Source organism: Streptomyces sp. NPDC001339 (genome assembly GCF_042895955.1).
Lineage (GTDB): Bacteria > Actinomycetota > Actinomycetes > Streptomycetales > Streptomycetaceae > Streptomyces.
In genome coordinates, this window is the sequence record NZ_JBIAWT010000005.1 from 204,091 (window position 1) to 220,945 (window position 16,855).

Annotated in this window: 11 protein-coding genes; 9 read left to right on the top strand and 2 right to left on the bottom strand. The window is 71.0% G+C overall.

The features are described from left to right. The first annotated feature begins 388 nt into the window (after window positions 1–388). The 6 genes from ACFY12_RS16345 to ACFY12_RS16370 all read left to right on the top strand — a co-directional run bounded on the left by ACFY12_RS16345 (window position 389) and on the right by ACFY12_RS16370 (window position 11,013). Window positions 389–2,095: a glycerol-3-phosphate dehydrogenase/oxidase gene (locus ACFY12_RS16345; RefSeq protein ID WP_390716433.1), complete on the top strand. Its 1,707-nt coding sequence runs from the start codon at window positions 389–391 to the stop codon at window positions 2,093–2,095. A 224-nt stretch (window positions 2,096–2,319) separates the two neighbouring features. Further along, window positions 2,320–4,779, top strand: coding sequence for a serine/threonine-protein kinase (locus tag ACFY12_RS16350; protein WP_390716434.1), 2,460 nt, complete (start codon window positions 2,320–2,322; stop codon window positions 4,777–4,779). Between the two features lie 168 nt (window positions 4,780–4,947). After that, entirely contained in the window at window positions 4,948–7,515 is a 2,568-nt protein-coding gene (locus ACFY12_RS16355; RefSeq protein ID WP_390716435.1) for a protein kinase, read from the top strand. Between the two features lie 259 nt (window positions 7,516–7,774). After that, the gene (locus tag ACFY12_RS16360) at window positions 7,775–8,944 is read left to right on the top strand and encodes an acyl-CoA dehydrogenase family protein (protein ID WP_390716436.1); all 1,170 of its coding nucleotides are present in this window, start codon (window positions 7,775–7,777) and stop codon (window positions 8,942–8,944) included. A 7-nt stretch (window positions 8,945–8,951) separates the two neighbouring features. Next, window positions 8,952–10,052: an acyl-CoA dehydrogenase family protein gene (locus tag ACFY12_RS16365; protein ID WP_390716437.1), complete on the top strand. Its 1,101-nt coding sequence runs from the start codon at window positions 8,952–8,954 to the stop codon at window positions 10,050–10,052. A gap of 496 nt (window positions 10,053–10,548) precedes the next feature. Next, window positions 10,549–11,013: an ATP-binding protein gene (locus tag ACFY12_RS16370; RefSeq protein ID WP_390716438.1), complete on the top strand. Its 465-nt coding sequence runs from the start codon at window positions 10,549–10,551 to the stop codon at window positions 11,011–11,013. A gap of 148 nt (window positions 11,014–11,161) precedes the next feature. Here ACFY12_RS16370 and ACFY12_RS16375 read toward each other — a convergent pair whose 3' ends face one another. Further along, a complete protein-coding gene (locus tag ACFY12_RS16375) occupies window positions 11,162–12,091 on the bottom strand; it encodes a cyclase family protein (RefSeq protein ID WP_390716439.1) in 930 nt (309 codons plus the stop codon). Window positions 12,092–12,248: 157 nt separating this feature from the next. Here ACFY12_RS16375 and ACFY12_RS16380 point away from each other — a divergent pair, with 157 nt between their 5' ends. The 3 genes from ACFY12_RS16380 to ACFY12_RS16390 are packed head-to-tail and all read left to right on the top strand — an operon-like array spanning window position 12,249 to window position 15,449. After that, window positions 12,249–13,145, top strand: coding sequence for an SDR family oxidoreductase (locus ACFY12_RS16380; protein ID WP_390716440.1), 897 nt, complete (start codon window positions 12,249–12,251; stop codon window positions 13,143–13,145). Further along, window positions 13,142–14,320 carry an acyl-CoA dehydrogenase family protein gene (locus tag ACFY12_RS16385; protein ID WP_390716441.1) on the top strand — a complete coding sequence of 393 codons (1,179 nt, stop codon included), beginning with the start codon at window positions 13,142–13,144 and terminating at the stop codon, window positions 14,318–14,320. The genes ACFY12_RS16380 and ACFY12_RS16385 overlap by 4 nt, the downstream gene beginning before the upstream one ends. Window positions 14,321–14,336: 16 nt before the next feature. Then, the gene (locus tag ACFY12_RS16390; protein WP_390716442.1) at window positions 14,337–15,449 is read left to right on the top strand and encodes a Zn-dependent alcohol dehydrogenase; all 1,113 of its coding nucleotides are present in this window, start codon (window positions 14,337–14,339) and stop codon (window positions 15,447–15,449) included. Between the two features lie 7 nt (window positions 15,450–15,456). On the opposite strand, the gene ACFY12_RS16395 is transcribed toward ACFY12_RS16390, so the two are convergent. Further along, complete coding sequence (locus tag ACFY12_RS16395; protein WP_390716443.1) at window positions 15,457–16,722, bottom strand: neprosin family prolyl endopeptidase; 1,266 nt, start codon at window positions 16,720–16,722, stop codon at window positions 15,457–15,459. Window positions 16,723–16,855: the final 133 nt, after the last annotated feature.

A 16,855-nucleotide genomic window follows, 5' to 3' on the forward strand; every position in this document is an offset into this window, starting at 1 on the left:
GACTGCGCATGACTTTCGAATGGCTGCGAACGACTGCGTATGGCTGCGAGCGACTGCGTATGGCTGAGTAGGGCTGCGAGCGACGTATGTGACGTATGTGGTGGCGGGAGCCGGTTCCTCCGGCGTGCGGACGTACGGACGTGCGGACGTACTGGCGTAGGGGCGTTCGGGCGCGCGCCCGAACCGGCATCTGCGGTCTGACGTATGCGAATAGTGCATAAGTAGACTAAACGGATATTTGGCCCAGAATGGGGATTGATGGATCGGTACCGCCGGGTGTTGCCACCGCGAGTGGAGGGTGGGCAGCGGCACGTGGCGCCGTCAGAATCGGACGTGCGGGGGTGCCGCCCCCGACCACAGTGGGCCCCGACGGCAGCGGGAGGCAGCGGTGAGGACAGCGACACTGGGACCGGCGCGGCGGGCCGAGGCGCTCGCCCGAATGGCGGAGCGGGAGCTGGACATTCTTGTGGTCGGCGGCGGTGTCGTCGGCGCGGGGACCGCGCTGGACGCGGCGACCCGGGGCCTGTTCACCGGTCTGGTGGAGGCCCGGGACTGGGCGTCGGGCACGTCCAGCCGGTCGAGCAAGCTCATCCACGGCGGTCTGCGCTACCTGGAGATGCTGGACTTCGCGCTGGTACGGGAGGCGCTGAAGGAGCGCGGGCTGTTGTTGCAGCGGCTCGCGCCGCACCTGGTGAAGCCGGTGCCGTTCCTCTACCCGCTGGCGCACCGGGGGTGGGAGCGCTGGTACGCGGGCTCCGGCGTGGCGCTGTACGACGCGATGTCGGTCTCCTCGGGTCACGGCCGCGGCCTGCCCGTCCACCGGCACCTGTCCCACAAGCGCGCGCTACAGGTGGCGCCCTGCCTGAAGAAGGACGCGCTGGTCGGCGCCCTGCAGTACTACGACGCCCAGATGGACGACGCGCGGTATGTGATGACGATCGTGCGGACGGCCGCCGCGTACGGTGCGCAGGTCGCCAACCGCGCCCGCGTGGTGGGGTTTCTGCGCGAGGGCGAGCGGGTGGTCGGCGCGCGGGTGCAGGATGTCGAGACGGGCGGCGAGTACGAGATCCGGGCCCGGCAGATCGTCAACGCCACCGGGGTGTGGACGGACGACACCCAGGCGCTCATCGGGGAGCGCGGGCAGTTCCACGTACGGGCCTCCAAGGGGATCCACCTCGTCGTCCCGAAGGACCGCATCCACTCCACCACCGGGCTGATCCTGCGTACCGAGAAGAGCGTGCTGTTCGTCATCCCCTGGGGGCGGCACTGGATCGTGGGCACGACGGACACCGACTGGGATCTGGACAAGGCGCACCCGGCGGCGTCCAGCGCGGACATCGACTACCTGCTGGAACACGTCAACTCGGTGCTGGCGACCCCGCTGACCAGGGATGACGTGGAGGGTGTGTACGCCGGACTGCGACCGCTGCTGGCGGGCGAGTCGGACGCCACCAGCAAGCTGTCGCGCGAGCACACGGTCGCGCATCCGGTGCCGGGCCTGGTGGTGATCGCCGGCGGCAAGTACACGACGTACCGGGTGATGGCCAAGGACGCCGTCGACGAGGCGGTGCACGGGCTCGACCAGCGGGTCGCGGAGTGCGTCACGGAGGACGTACCGCTGGCCGGGGCCGAGGGGTACAAGGCGCTGTGGAACGCGCGGGCCCGGATCGCGGCGCGCACCGGGCTGCATGTGGCGCGCGTGGAGCATCTGTTGAACCGCTACGGCTCGCTCGCCGAGGAACTGCTGGAGCTGGTCGTCGCCGACCCCGCACTGGGCGAACCGCTGACCGCCGCGGACGACTACCTGCGCGCCGAGGTGGTGTACGCCTGTACGCACGAGGGCGCGCGGCACCTGGACGATGTGCTGACGCGCCGTACCCGGATCTCGATCGAGACCTTCGACCGGGGCACCCGCAGCGCCCCGGAGGTGGCCGCCCTGATGGCTCCCGCGCTGGGCTGGGACGAGGACCAGATCGAGAAGGAGATCGCGCACTACGAGAAGCGGGTGGAGGCGGAGCGTGAATCGCAGCGGCAGCCGGACGATCTGACGGCGGACGCGGCGCGGCTGGGCGCGCCGGACATCGTGCCGCTCTGAGGCTCCCTGCACCGATACCCCGTTACACCGTGTCGCCCTGACACTCCTTACATCGTCCGCACATCGTCCGCTCCGAATCTCCTTCCTCATCTCCTTCCTCATCTCCGTCGTCCCTTCCGGCCGCACCCGGGCCTTTCGCATGGCCGCGGATGAGAGAGAATGAAGGCTCTGCCAGGGTGGGTTGTCCGAGTTGGGTCAGTTTGATGAATGATGCGACATCAAAGATGCCAACTCGGCTGGATTGCCGAGGGGATTCAGTGGGCGACGAGGTCGAGAGGGATGGCACGGAGGGCAGGCTGCTCGCCGGCCGGTACCGGCTCGCCGATGTCCTCGGCCGGGGTGGCATGGGCACCGTCTGGCGGGCACGCGACGAGGTCCTGGGCCGCACGGTCGCAGTCAAGGAGCTGCGCTTCCCGGGCGGGGTCGACGAGGACGAGAAACGCCGCCTGATCACCCGTACGCTGCGGGAGGCCAAGGCGATCGCCCGGATCCGCAACAACGGCGCGGTGACGGTCTACGACGTGGTCGACGAGGACGACCGGCCGTGGATCGTGATGGAGCTGGTCGAGGGCCGCTCGCTGGCCGAGGTCGTCCGCGACGACGGACCGCTCACCCCGCGCCGCGCCGCCGAGGTGGGCCTGGCCGTGCTCGATGTGCTGCGGGCCGCGCACGGCGTGGGCATCCTGCACCGCGATGTGAAGCCGTCCAACGTCCTGATGTCCGACGACGGCCGGGTCGTGCTGACCGACTTCGGTATCGCCCAGGTCGAGGGCGACCCCTCCGTGACCTCGACCGGCATGCTCGTCGGCGCCCCTTCCTACATCTCCCCGGAGCGCGCCCGCGGTCAGCGGCCCGGACCGCCGGCCGACCTGTGGTCGCTGGGCGGGCTGCTGTACGCCTGCGTCGAGGGCGTGCCCCCGTACGACAAGGGCTCGGCGATCGCCACGCTGACGGCGGTGATGACCGAGCCGGTCGAGCCGCCGAAGAGCGCCGGCGCACTGGAAGAGGTCCTCTACGGCCTGCTGGTGAAGGATCCGGACGCCCGGCTGGACGACGCGGGCGCGCGGGCGCTGCTGCTGGATGTCATCCACGCCCCGGAGGAGACCGCTCCGGAGCCGCCGATGGACGCGACGCGGGCGATGGTGCTGCCGACCATTCCCGGGGAGCGGACCAGCCCCAAGGGTACGAAGAGCACCAGGGACACCAGGGACACCAGGGACACGAAGAGCCCCAAGGGCGCAAGGGGCATCAAGGGCTTCAAGGGCACGGCGGAGCCGATGGCCGACTCCACGAGCCGGGGGCCGAAGGCGAAGCCGGCGGAGAGCGGCACGAGCGCGGCCGGGAGCCGGGGGATGTCCGGGAGCGGCAGTGCGTCCGACGCGGGCAAGGCCGGGGCGAAGGCGAGGGCCGGTGCCGCCACGCGGGCCGTCGGCGCCAACTCCTCGGTGGGCGCGCCGGAGCACCCGGGGAACGCGAACCCGGGGAATGGGAACTCGGGGAACGGGAAGAAGACGGCCACGGGTGCCACCGGCTCGTCCGCCGCGGGCGCCACGAAGAACACGAGGGACGCGAAGGACTCGAAGTACTCGAAGGACGCGAAGAAGACGGCCGGAGGCAGTGCCGCTGCCGGGGGCGGTACGGCCGGGGGCGGTGCGTCCGGCGACCGCGCGGTGGCGGACCGCCCGGCGGCCGCCGCCCGTCCGGCCTTCGCCGACGCCGCCGATGCCGCCAAGGAGCGGCTGCGCGGCGCCCTGCGGTCCGTGCGCAACGCGGCCGTGGCGGTCCGTACGGAGTCCGGTACGAAGTCCGGTATGGAGTCCGGTACGAAGTCCAGACCCGGGGACGGGAACCGTCCGTCCGTCCCGCGCGCGCCACTGACCGATGTGGTCCCGCGCCGCACGCTCATCACTGTGGCCGTGGCCGTGGTCGTCGTCCTGGCCGTCCTCGGCACGATCCTGGCCGTCACGCTGAGCGGCAACGACGAGGGCGGGTCGGCCGGTGCCGCGGGCGGCCGGACGTCCCCCGCCGCCAAGGCCGGCCCCTCGGCCGGCGAGGCCGACGCGTCCGGCACGAAGGGTGACGAGGACACGGACCGGCCCGGCACGGGCGGGCAGCGGTCCGGCTCCACCCCCGGCGACGGCACGGGCGGTAAGGGCGACAACGGTGGCGCGGACGGTAAGGAGGGCAAGGGCGGCAAGGAAGGCAAGGACGGCAAGGACGGGAAGCTGCCGGACGGCTTCGCCGAGGTCTCCCACGACGCCTTCCACTTCCGTATGGCGATGCCCAGGGGCTACCACCAGATCGACACCGCCGGCGACAACTCCGGCGCCATATACAGCGCCTCGGGCGGATTCCCGCACGTCCAGATCGACTACAACGCCGAGCCCGGCAAGGACGCGGCGGCCGCCTGGCGCAGCCTGGAGCCGAGTGTGCGCGGCTCCAGCGACGACTACCACCGCATCGACATCAAGCCGGTGCAGTGGCGGGGCTACCCGACCGTCGCCGACTGGTCGTTCACGCGCACAGAGCACGGCGAGAAGGTACGGATACTCAACCGCGGATTCCGGGCCGACGACGACCACGGCTACGCCATCATGATCACCTGCACGGCGGACACCTGGTCACAGAAGGAATGCCAGCAGGTGATCGCGACCGCGTTCAAGACTTTCGCGATCAAGGACTAGGGACTTCCGGCACCGGTCCCGGCCCGGGCGGACGGACGGAGACGGCGCGCGCGTCGTTCGGCCGAGCGGGCCGCAACCGCCGGTGCGGGCACGTATCGTGAGCGGCACCCGCGCCGGTGGTCGGCTCCGGCGTAAGGGTGGACACAGCGCGCGCTGTGGGGAGGCGTCGTGGACGAGTACGCAGGACGAGTGCTCGCCGAGCGCTACCGCCTGCCCGTACGCCCCCTCGGCAACGGCAACTTCACCGGCAACGACAACTTCACCGGCAGCCACGTCGGCGACAGCGGTAACGGCAGCGACGACGGCAACGGCAACGGCAGTGGCAGCGGCTTCACCGACGGCGATGTCACCGAGACCCGGGCGTTCGACACCTACAGCGGGCAGGAGGTCCTGGTCCGTCAGGTGCCGCTGCCGGAGGTCGTCGAGGCGGAGGTCGTGGGTGTCGGGGCCGTGGGCGCTGGGGGCATGGGCGCCGGATCCGGGGACGCGGAGGCGGCCGGGTTCGCCGACCGTCGCCCCGGTGGCGGCTTCGGCGCCGGCCGGCCCGGCCGGAGGGCGGACCGCAACCCCCGGGACCCCGTCGTACGGCGCGCCCTGGAGGCCGCCACGACGGTGGCACAGCTGCCCGACCATCCGAGGCTGGAGCAGGTCTTCGATGTCTTCGTGCAGGACGGCAGCCTCTGGATCGTCGGCGAACTCCTCACCGCCCGCCCGCTGGCCGCGCTGCTCGCCGAGCGCCCGCTGTCCGCGCACCGCGCCACGGAGATTGCCGCCGACCTGCTGACCGCCCTGCGCGTGCTGCACGCGGACGGCCTGCTGCACCGCAACATCACCGTCCGTACGGTCCTGATCTGTGACGACGGCCGGGCCATCCTGACCGGTCTGGCGGCCGGCGCGGCCCAGGAGGCGCTGTGCGGATACGATTCGCCGCCCGGGGTGGATGCCGGTGCCGAGGGCGGTGCCGGTGCTGATGGCGAGGCTGAGGCCGGGGTCGGGGCCGGGGCTGCGGACAAGATCTCGCTGGCCAAGCCGTCCCCCGCGGCCGACGACACCGCTACCGCTACCGCCACCACCATCGCTGAGACCACCACTGCTGAGACCGCCATCGCCTCCGGCCGCCCCACCACCGCACTCGCCGCCGAGCGGGCCCGGCAGGCGCGGCTGACCGTCGTCGGCCCGGTCACCGAGCGCTGGGCGCCGGAGCAGGCCGGACCGCCGTACGAGAACGGGCAGTGGGCGCTGCCGGTCGGCCCGGCCACCGACCTTTGGGCGGTCGGCGCGCTGCTCTTCCGTAGCGTCCAGGGGCACCCGCCGTTCCCCGAGGACAGCGCCGCCGAACTGGCGCGGCTGGTCCGCGCCGAGCCGCCGGCCGCCGCCGGGGAGTGCGGGACGCTGCGGCCCGTCGTCGAATCCCTGCTGTGCCAGGACCCGGCCGCCCGCCCGGACGCCGACGAACTGCACCGCCAACTGCGCGCGCTGCTCCGTACGGCGCCCGAGCCGGACGTGGGCCGTCGGCTGGTGACGATGCCCGCGCTGGAGCCGGGCGGCGACGCGCGGCGGTTGCCGATCCTGCGCCGCAGAGGCGAACTCGTCCCCTGGGGAAGGCCTGGGAAGAGCCGGACCGCCGCCCGCCGGGCAGCCCCGGCACAGCCGTCCCGTGCACGCCGGACCGCTGCCACCACCGCACCGGCACCGCCCGGCCCGCGCACGCCTGCCCCGCGTACGTCCGGTCCCCGCCGAGGACCACACTCCCTGAAGCCGCCGAGGCAGCTGAAGCAGCCGAAACCGCCGAGGCAGCCGAAGCCGCCGAAGGAGCCGAAGCCGCTCCGGGTGTCCCGGCCGGCCGCCCGTCCGACCGCCCGTCCGGCCCGCACCGACGGGTGGGGCGGACCGGCCGGACGGTCCAGGACCACGGACCGGGACCTGTACGAGCAGCAGATGCTGGGCCAGGTCGACGTCGGCGCGGCCGTACGTCCGGCCCGCCCGGCACGGGGCGGTAACCCGCGCCACCTCGGCCGGATCCTGCTCACCGTGATCCTGCTGCTCCTCGTCTGCGCGGTGGTCTACGCGACGGCGTTCATGCCGAAGGCCGGCCGGGACGCGGAGTCCGGCGGTCCCGGCGCGGACCGCGCGGCCACCTCCGGCGCGGCACCCGGCGGCGACCCGGCCCCCTCCGGCGGCCAGGACGGCGACCAGAGCGGTGACCGGGACGGCGACCAGGGCGGCGACTCGCCCGGTACCACCGCCCCACGGCCCACCACGTCCGCCGGCCTCGCCAAGGGTTTCGGGCTGCGTACCGACCCCAAGGGCTTCCAGATCGCCGTCCCCGAGGACTGGCAGCGGCGCGGCGCGAACAACCAGGGCCAAGTGCGTTACGTCGGCAAAGGCGACAAGGGCGATCACGAGCTGCTGATCGTGCCCGGCCGTGACACCACGGCGCGGTTCGGCACGGACCCGCTGGCCTACCTCCAGAACAAGGAGCCCGAACTCGCCGCGTACCGCAGCTCCGGCTGGGCCACCGCCTCCGGCCTGCGGCGGGTCGACGTCGGTACGACGGCCATGGCGGAGGGCACCTTCAGCTGGCGTGACACCAGCGGCCGCGAGGTTTACGTGCGCAATCTCGCCATGATCCACCACGGCCGCTACCACCTGGTCCTGGTCATCGGCCCGGACACCGGCCGCCAGGAGACGGACCGGCTGTACGAACAGGCCACCAGCTCCTACCGCCCGCGCTGACGCTCCCCCCGCCCGCCCTGGACCGAACCGGCGAACGAGGACGGAGACCAGGCACCCGACGCCCCGAAAAGCACCAAATCCCCAGCTCCCTCAACTCCCCCAACTCCTCCAAATTCCCCAACTTCCTCAACTTCCCTTCCTTGCCCGAGTGTTCAAGGCGATGCGCCGCGAGGGCCGGCGCCTTGTCACCCCCGGGGATCCGGCTTAGCCTCATCACCTGACGGAGCGTCAGGTAGTGCCGTTTGGAGGGGGAACCCGCATGGATCTCTCCTGTACGCCGGAAGAGGAGGACTTCCGGGCCCGGTTGCGCCGGTGGCTCGCCGAGGTGCTGCCCAAGCTCCCCGCAAAGCCCGCCGCAGCCGACTGGCCGGGACGGCGGGCGTATGACGCGGCCTGGCAGCGGATGCTGTACGACGCCGGGTACGCGGAGGTGCGCTGGGACACCGATCCGGCCGTCCAGCTGATCTTCCTGGAGGAGACCGAACGCGCCGGTGCACCCTATGTGGGCGCGAACTTCGTCGGGCTGCTGCACGCCGGGCCGACGATCGCGGCGGAGGGTACCGACCGGCAGCGGCGGCGCTGGCTGCCGCCGATCCTGCGCGGTGACGAGATCTGGTGCCAGGGCTTCAGCGAACCGGACGCCGGATCGGACCTCGCCGCACTGCGCACCAGGGCGGTACGGGACGGCGAGACGTACGTGGTCAGCGGCTCCAAGATCTGGACCTCGCACGCCGAAGTCGCCGACTGGTGCGAACTGCTCGTCCGCACCGACCCCGGTGCCCCGAAGCACCGGGGCCTCTCCTGGCTGGCCATGCCCATGGATGCGCCCGGTATCACGGTCCGGCCGCTGCGTACCCTCGCCGGGCCGGCCGAGTTCGCCGAGGTCTTCCTCGACGAGGTGCGGGTCCCCGTCGCCAACCGGGTCGGGGAGGAGAACGACGGCTGGCGGGTGTCCATGGTGACGCTGTCCTTCGAGCGCGGTACGGCGTTCGTGGGGGAGGTCGTGGCCTGCCGCCGGGTGCTCGGCGAACTCGCCCGTATGGCACGCGGAAACGGCCGCTGGGACGATGCGGTGCTGCGCCGCAGGCTGGGCAGGCTGAGTGCGGAGTTCTCCGCGCTGTGGCGGCTCATCCAGTGGAACGTCGGCGCGTCCCGGAACGCCGGGGGCGGGGGCACTCCCGGTGCTGGGGGTCCCCCCTGCTCCTTGGAGCTTGGGGGAGGTTCGATCTTCAAGCTGCGCTACTCGCACGCCCGCCAGGAGCTGTACGACGCGGCCGCCGAGGTGCTGGGCGCGGGCGCGCTGGACGCCGGCCACCCCTGGGTCGCGGACCGGCTCTCGTCCCTCTCGTACACCATCGCCGCCGGCACGTCGCAGATCCAGCAGAACATCATCGCCGAGCGGATCCTCGGCCTGCCGAAGGGGCGGTGAGCGGCCGGTGCGCTTCCAACTCACCGATGATCAACGGGTGTTACGTGACGGGGTCCGGGAGGTGCTGGCAGGCCGGTTCGGCCGCGACCGGCTGCGGGCCGCCGTGGACGACCCGGCACTGGACCGTGCGCTGTGGCGGGAACTGGGCGCGGCCGGGCTCTTCGCGCTGCGGCTGCCGGAGGCGGCCGGCGGGGTGGGGCTGGGGCTGCCGGAGGCAGTGCTGGCCCTTGAGGAGACCGGGCGGGTGCTGCTGCCGGGGCCGGTGGTGGCGTGCCAACTGCTGGCCGGGGTGGTGGACGGTGTCGCGAACGGCGACAAGATCGTCGGGCTGTGCGACGGCACGGCGGCGGAGCCGGTGCTGTGGGAACACCCGGGGGACTGCGATGAGTTGATCTTGATTGAGGGGGCGGCTGGGGGCGCGCAGGGGCGCACAAGCGAGGCATACCGCGTATGCAGGAGCCCGGCAGCCCAGGTTTCCCGCACCCCTTGGACCTCGGTCGACCCCCTCACCCCACTCGCCGCCGTCACCGCTGCCACTGCCCCCACCGCCGTCACCGCCACCACTGCCGTCACTGCCCCCACCGCGGTCACCGCCACCACCCCCGCTACGGGATCTCCACGCAGCGCACCCCTGACCGGCCTGGATGTACCCCGCCTGCGCCGCGAAGCCGCGCTGCTCACCGCGGCGCAGCAACTGGGCAGTGCGGCCCGGACGGTCGAGATGGCGGTCGCGCACGCCCGCGAGCGCACGCAGTTCGGCGCGCCCATCGGCTCCTTCCAGGCGGTCAAGCACCTGTGTGCGCAGATGCTCGTACGTACGGAAATCGCCAGAAGTGCCGTATACGCAGCGGCGGTCACCAGTGATCCCCAGGACATCACGGGGGCCAAACTGCTCGCCGACGAGGCCGCGGTGCGCAACGCCCGGGACTGTCTCCAGGTCCACGGCGGGATGGGTTTCACCTGGGAGGCCGATGTCCATCTGCACCTCAAGCGGGCCTGGTTACGGGCCGAACGCTGGGGCACGGCGCGCGAGGCGGAGGAACGGCTCGCGGCAGGCCTGATAGACGGACCAGCCGACATCGACGGACCAGCTGACATCGAGGAATAAGACGACATCGGCAGACGACGAGATCGGCAGACGAGTCGATTGAAGCGATGCGGCGAGATGTGGCTCCGATGTCAGACTCCGCCAACCCGTGTGCGAAATGTCGGACTCACCACGCAGAAGCGGTCACGGAGGGTCGATATCGGGTTGTGTCCGAGGCGTGACTCGTCACAGGGGGGAGTCGGCGTCCCGCTCAGGTACGCTCCGTTGGGTGCGAGTGGTTCTGTGGCGCAAAGGACCCGGTGTCGCCCCCATGGCGGCTCCGGGGTACGGACTGCGCGCCGCTCGCCTTGGGCAAGCGCCCGATAACTCCCCTTGTTCGACTCCCCGCAAAGTGCGTCGCACAGTATGCAGCATGCATACTCCCTTGCGCTGGAATATGCCCGAAGCGCTTGTTGGGGTGACTGAACGTCAACCATGCTGTGCCTCACTGGGGTCACGCACTGTGACTCCGTGGAGGCGCGAGGCGATGTTTCCGCCGGTTCGGATGGTGTGAGCGGTGCAGGTGCTTCAGGTGCAGTTGGACGTAGGGCCCGACCCCGCGGAGGTGGGCCGGGCTCGGCGATGGGCCCGTTCGCGGCTCGTGGGGTCCGGCATAGGGCCCGATGAACCGCTCGCGGAGACGCTGATCCTGCTGATCTCGGAGCTTGTCACCAACGCCGTGGTGCACACCGGCGCGGCGGCCGTACTGCGGATGTGCTTCTCCGGTGCGGGTGCCGTGGTCGCCACCGTCCGGGTGGAGGTGGCGGACGCCAGCGCCCGCCCGCCGCGCCAGCGGCACGCCCACGGCGACGACACCAACGGCCGCGGCCTGGAGCTGGTCGACGGCCTGGCGGACCGCTGGGGCTGGCAGCAGGAGGGTGCCGGCAAGCGCATCTGGTGCGAAGTGGACCGCGGCCAGCCGGTACTGGTGGCGAGCGCGACCGGCACGGAACGGGGCCGGCTGAGCTCCGTCGCACGGTAAGGGCCCGTCGCTCCGTCGCACAGCGAGGGCCGGTGGCTCCGTCGCACAGCGGGGGCCGGTGGCTCCGTCGCGCAGCGAGGGCCGGTGGCTCCGTCGTACAGCGAAGGCCGGTGGCCCTGTCGTACAGCGAGGGCCCGCCGGGGCCGGTTCAGAAAATCGCCACGGGCGCGACCGGTGCGCCGGACCCGCCGACGAACGGTTCGGCCATCGCGACGAGGAAGAACGCCCAGCGGCCCGCCTCCGCGCAGGCCCGTGACAGCTCCTCCAGATTCCAGTTCTGGCCCTGCGGCATGCCCATCTCGACCAGATGGAGCGCGTGCACCGGCAGCCACAGATTCTCGATCTCCGGCGGGAAGATCTCGAACGTCAAGGTGTCATTGGCGACCGCCGCGACGTCCCGCGCATGGAACCACTCCGGGGTGCGCAGCGACAGACCCGGTGACGGAAACGCGTACGCTCGCCGGTCGCCCGCCAGATAGTGCGCCATCTGCCCGGTCCGTACGAGGACGATGTCACCGGCCCGGACCGTCGTACCCGCCAGCTCCTCGGCGGCGTCCAGATCCTCCGGTGTGACGGCGTGCCCGCCGGGCAGCCGGTCGGTGCCGTGCACCCGGGCCACGTCCAGCAGGACGCCTCGGGAGGCGATCGGGGCGGCCTTCTCGATGCCGAGGACGGCGGCGCCGCCGTGTGCGGTGATCGAGTCGGCGGCGCGGTTGTTGTAGAGCCGCCCGGAGTGTGAGACATGGGCGAGGCCGTCCCAGTGGGTGGCGGCCTGGAGGCCCATGGTGACCATGTCGTCCGAGGTCGCGACCGTATCCGGACCGAAGATCTCCTGGTTGATGGCGGTCATCGTATGCAGCGGATTGACCCGCCCGGCGATCACCCCGGTCTGCACCCCGTCCTGCCGGAGCGGCAGGGCGAGCGGAATGCGGCGGCCGGTGCGGAGGGTGGTGGCGGCGGCCTCGCGTACCACCTCGTCGGTGATCAGGTTGAGCGTGCCGATCTCGTCGCCCTTCCCCCAACGCCCCCAGTTGTTCAGACGCTTGGCGATGTCATGGAACTCCTGCGGCAGGGGCATGGCGGCCGTCTCCTCGCACCTCGGTCTTGCATCCGTACCGCACCTGCCCAAAAATCTAACGGGCCGTCAGAAACAAAAACCAGCCCAACGGCAAGGAACCAAACCCAAGGAGCGCGGTTCAAGACGCAAGGCCCAAGGTCAGGGAAAGGGGCGCGGCATGGGGAACTTCTTGTCCGGCAAGGTGATCGCCGTCACCGGTGCCGGGCGCGGCATCGGACGGGCGGTGGCGCTGGCCTGCGCCGAACAGGGCGCCAAGGTCGTGATCAACGACTACGGGGTCGCCCTCGACGGCAGCGCGCCGAGCAGCGAGATCGCCGATTCCGTGGTGAAGGAGATCGAGGCGGCCGGTGGTGTGGCCACTGCGGTCGCCGACGACGTGTCCACCATGGCCGGCGGCCGGCGGATCGTGGACACCGCACTGGCGCAGTACGGACGGCTCGACGGCGTCGTCTGCGTGGCCGGGATCCTGCGCGAGCGGATGCTCTTCAACATGACCGAGGAGGAGTGGGACCCGGTGGTCGCCACCCACCTGAAAGGGACGTTCACCGTCTTCCGGGCGGCCGCCGCGGTGATGCGGCGCCAGCGGTCCGGGACCTTGGTGGGCTTCACCAGCGGCAGCCACCAGGGCTCGGTGTCACAGGCCAACTACTCTGCCGCGAAGGGCGGCGTCATCTCCCTCGTACGGAGCGCCGCGCTGGGCCTGCACAAGTACGGGGTCACCGCCAACGCGGTGGCGCCCGTCGCGCACACACGGATGTCGGCGAAGGTCCCGATGGAGCTGAAGGAGATCGGGGAGCCGGCGGACGTGGCGGCGTTCGTCGTCTATCTGCTGAGCGAGCGGGCCCGCGAGGTCACCGGGCAGGTCTACACGGTGGCAGGGCCGAAGATCGCGGTGTGGGCCCAGCCGGCGGAGCTGCGCGCCGTGTACGCCGACGCATCTGCCGACGGCGGAGGGTGGACACCGGAGAAGGTGGCCGAGGTGGTACCGGAGGCCGTCGGAATCGACCCCATGCCCGCGCTGGCGAGACTGCGCGACCCCAAGAGCCCGGCATGAACTTCGAGTTCGGGCGTGCGGACGAAGCGTTCCGGGCCGAGGTCAGGGCTTGGCTGGAGGGGCATCTCGTAGGCCCGTACGCGGAGCCGGCCGACCGGAAAGGTACGCGCCTCGGCTCGGCCTGGGAGCGGGAACTCGGCACCGGCGGCTGGATCGGCATCGGATGGGACCGTACGCACGGGTCGTACGGGAACCGCGCGGCTTCCCTGACGCAGCAGATCGTGTGGGCCGAGGAGTACGCACGGGCCGGGGCGCCGCGGCGGATCGGGCACATCGGGGAGAACCTGCTGGCGCCGACGCTGATCGCGTACGGGGACGACGCCCAGCGGCGCCGCTTCCTGCCGGCTGTCGCACGGGGCGAGGAGCTGTGGTGCCAGGGCTACAGCGAACCGGACGCGGGCTCGGATCTGGCCGGGCTGCGGACGGTGGCGGTCCGGGACGGGTCCGGCGGCTACCGGATCACCGGACAGAAGATCTGGACCTCACTGGCGCATGAGGCCGACTGGTGCTTCGTACTCGCCCGGACCGATCCGCGCGAGCGCCGTCACCGAGGCCTGTCGTTTCTCCTCGTGCCGATGGACCAGCCGGGCCGTATCGATGTCCGCCCGATCCGCCAGATGACGGGAACGGCGGAGTTCAACGAGGTGTTCTTCGACGGCGCGGTGGCCGAGGCCGGGCATGTGGTGGGTGGGGAGGGGGCGGGCTGGCGAGTGGCGATGGGCCTGCTGGCACGGGAACGGGGGGTGTCCACGCTCGTCCAGCAGATCGGATTCGCGGCGGAGCTGGCGGACGTGATCGCCGCGGCGATCCGCTCCGGTGCCGCCCAGGATCCGATGATGCGCAGCCAACTGATCACCCACTGGGCCGAGTTGAAGGCCATGCGCTGGAATGCGATGCGCACGCTCGGTGCGGCCGGGGACGCGGGCGCACCGAGCGTCGCGAAGCTGCTGTGGGGCGGCTGGCATCAGCGGCTGGGAGAGCTGGCGATGCGGGTACGGGGCGCCGCGGCGGCGCTGGGGCCCGCCGACTGGTCCGCCGAGGCACCGTACGAACTGGACGCCCTGCAACGGCTGTTCCTCTTCACCCGGGCCGACACCATCTACGGGGGCTCGGACGAGATCCAGCGCACCATCATCGCCGAGCGCGTGCTCGGCCTGCCGAGAGCGGAACGCTGAGGAGGGCGAAGCTGCGATGAGAGGCGTCATCTTCGACGGCGAGCGGCCCCGGGTCGTGGACGATCTGGAGGTGCGGGATCCGGGGCCGGGCGAGGTACTGGTCGGGATCCGGGCGGCGGGGCTGTGCCACTCCGATCTGTCAGTGGTCGATGGGACGATTCCCTTCCCGGTGCCGGTGGTGCTGGGGCACGAGGGAGCGGGGGTGGTAGAAGCCGTGGGCGCGGGCGTCGGGCATGTGCTGCCCGGCGATCACGTGGCCCTGTCGACCCTGGCCAACTGCGGGGCGTGCGCGGACTGCGACCGAGGACGGCCGACGATGTGCCGTAAGTCGATCGGGATGCCCGCACGGCCGTTCCGGCGACGACGCGACGGCACAGAACTGTTCAGCTTCGCGTCCACGTCGTCGTTCGCGGAGCGTACGGTCGTCAAGGCCGTCCAGGCGGTGAAGATCCCCGAGGAGATACCGCTGACATCGGCCGCGCTGATCGGGTGCGCGGTGCTGACCGGGGTGGGCGCGGCGCTGAACCGGGCACGGGTGGACCACGGGGAATCGGTCGTGGTGCTCGGCGCCGGCGGCATCGGCCTCAACGTGCTCCAGGGCGCGCGGATCGCGGGCGCGTCGACGATCGTCGCGGTGGATACGAACCCGGCGAAGGAGGCAGTGGCGCGTCGGTTCGGGGCGACGCACTTCGTGACCGCGTCGGCGGCGATGGACGGGGGCCAGGCGGCGAACGGCCTGCGGGCGGTGACGGAGACGGTGAGGGAAATCCTCCCGACCGGCGCCGACCACGCCTTCGAGTGCGTGGGCAGTACGCGGCTGATCCGGCAGGCGATCGATCTGCTCGGCCGCCACGGGCAGGCGGTCCTGCTCGGCGTGCCGCCGGCCACCGCCGAGGCATCGTTCCTGGTGTCGTCGATGTACCTGGACAAGTCCATCCTGGGCTGCCGCTACGGTTCGTCACGGCCCCAGCGCGACATCGCACTGTACGCCCGCCTGTACGGCGAAGGTCAACTACTGCTGGACGAGTTGGTGACGAGGACATATCCGGTGGAGGACTTCGCCGGCGCAGTGAATGACGCCCGTGGCGGGCGGGTGGCGCGGGCCGTGCTGACGTTCCGCGACACATGACGCGATTTCAGCAGGGAGCCCCGCCCGGGTCGTTGCCTGGGCCGCCGAAGAACAGGTAGGTGCCCCAGTCGGACGCCGTGTTGTTGGTGATCTGGAGTGAGTAGCACCGTCCGTGGACCGATCCCGCGTCCGCCAGGGTCGCGTACACCGCGCCACCGCTCACGGGATTGACCGCTGCGGCCCGTTGGTACGCGGCCTGGCCGAAGCCCGCCGCGGCATGCTGCCCGGAGCCCATCGGGGGCCATGTGCTGATCCCGGTCGAGACCTCACCGCCGAATTTGGCTCGGGTGGCTTGGGTGGTCAGCGGCCCGTTGTTGAACCATGACACCGGGAAGTAGCCGATGGGATGGTCGTCGAAGTACAACCACCACGCGCTGTTGGTGAGGTAGAGACCCATCTTGTACTCGACCTGTGTTCCGCCGGGCTGGGAAAACTGCAGTGGGGCCCCCGGAATTACGTAGGGGTTGGCGACGAGGCGGAACACCTGGTTTTGCAGGTTGTAGACGTTGTCGGCGGTGATGTAGTTCTGCCGAGTCGCGAAGACGAAAAAGTGGGGGCTGGTGTTGGGATACCGCGCGAGGTCGACAGTCCAACCACATTCCACGGTTTGGAGGAGGCCGTCGCCCCGTATTCCGGCGTACCACTGCTGACTGAATGCCCGCTGAGCTCCCGCGGCGTACGGGCTCCACACATTGAGTTTACTTGATCCACCCAGGCAATTGATGTCCTGCTCACCGGTCGCGTATCGCGCTTGCTGCGTCGGCTCCGTTGCCAGTGGCTCGACAGCGGCGGGCGCCGCGAGCCCGACAGGTTTGTCCTTCGCCGAGAGGGCCGCCAGGTTCGGGAACCGGCACAGCGTCGAAAGCGTGGTGCGATACAGCGGCATGGTGCCGGCAGGATAGGTCCGAGTGGTCACCGGATTATGCAGTCCGGGGCGCACGACATCCCGCGACCTCGGGTCCGGCGACGTCGGCTCGTCAGGTTCGGGAATCTCCGGCGGGCCTTCGGCCGGGGCGATGGCGGGACCGCCCCAACGCCGCACGACAGGATGCGTGTCCTCAAGGATGCAGTCGATGACCTGGCCGTCGGTTTCGACGAAACTTTCAGCGACACTCACCCCCTTGTACAGATCCATGACATGCGCCTTCATCTCCTCGAAGGCCGGTGCACTTTCGACTGCCGCGCCGGGCAATTGTCGAACTTCTTCGTACGTGGCCGACGCCACGGACTTGAGGAATCTATCGAAGGGCTGCGGGGAAAGATCGGTGACCATGGGAAGACGCTCCCTGGGCTAGGGGTCGTTTGCCGCCTAGCGGGTGGCGAGATCGTCGGGATTGCCCGCCGGCGACGCGTTAGGGGACGATCCGCATATTCCCTAAGAATAAGCAGCCTCTTCGCTCTCTGCA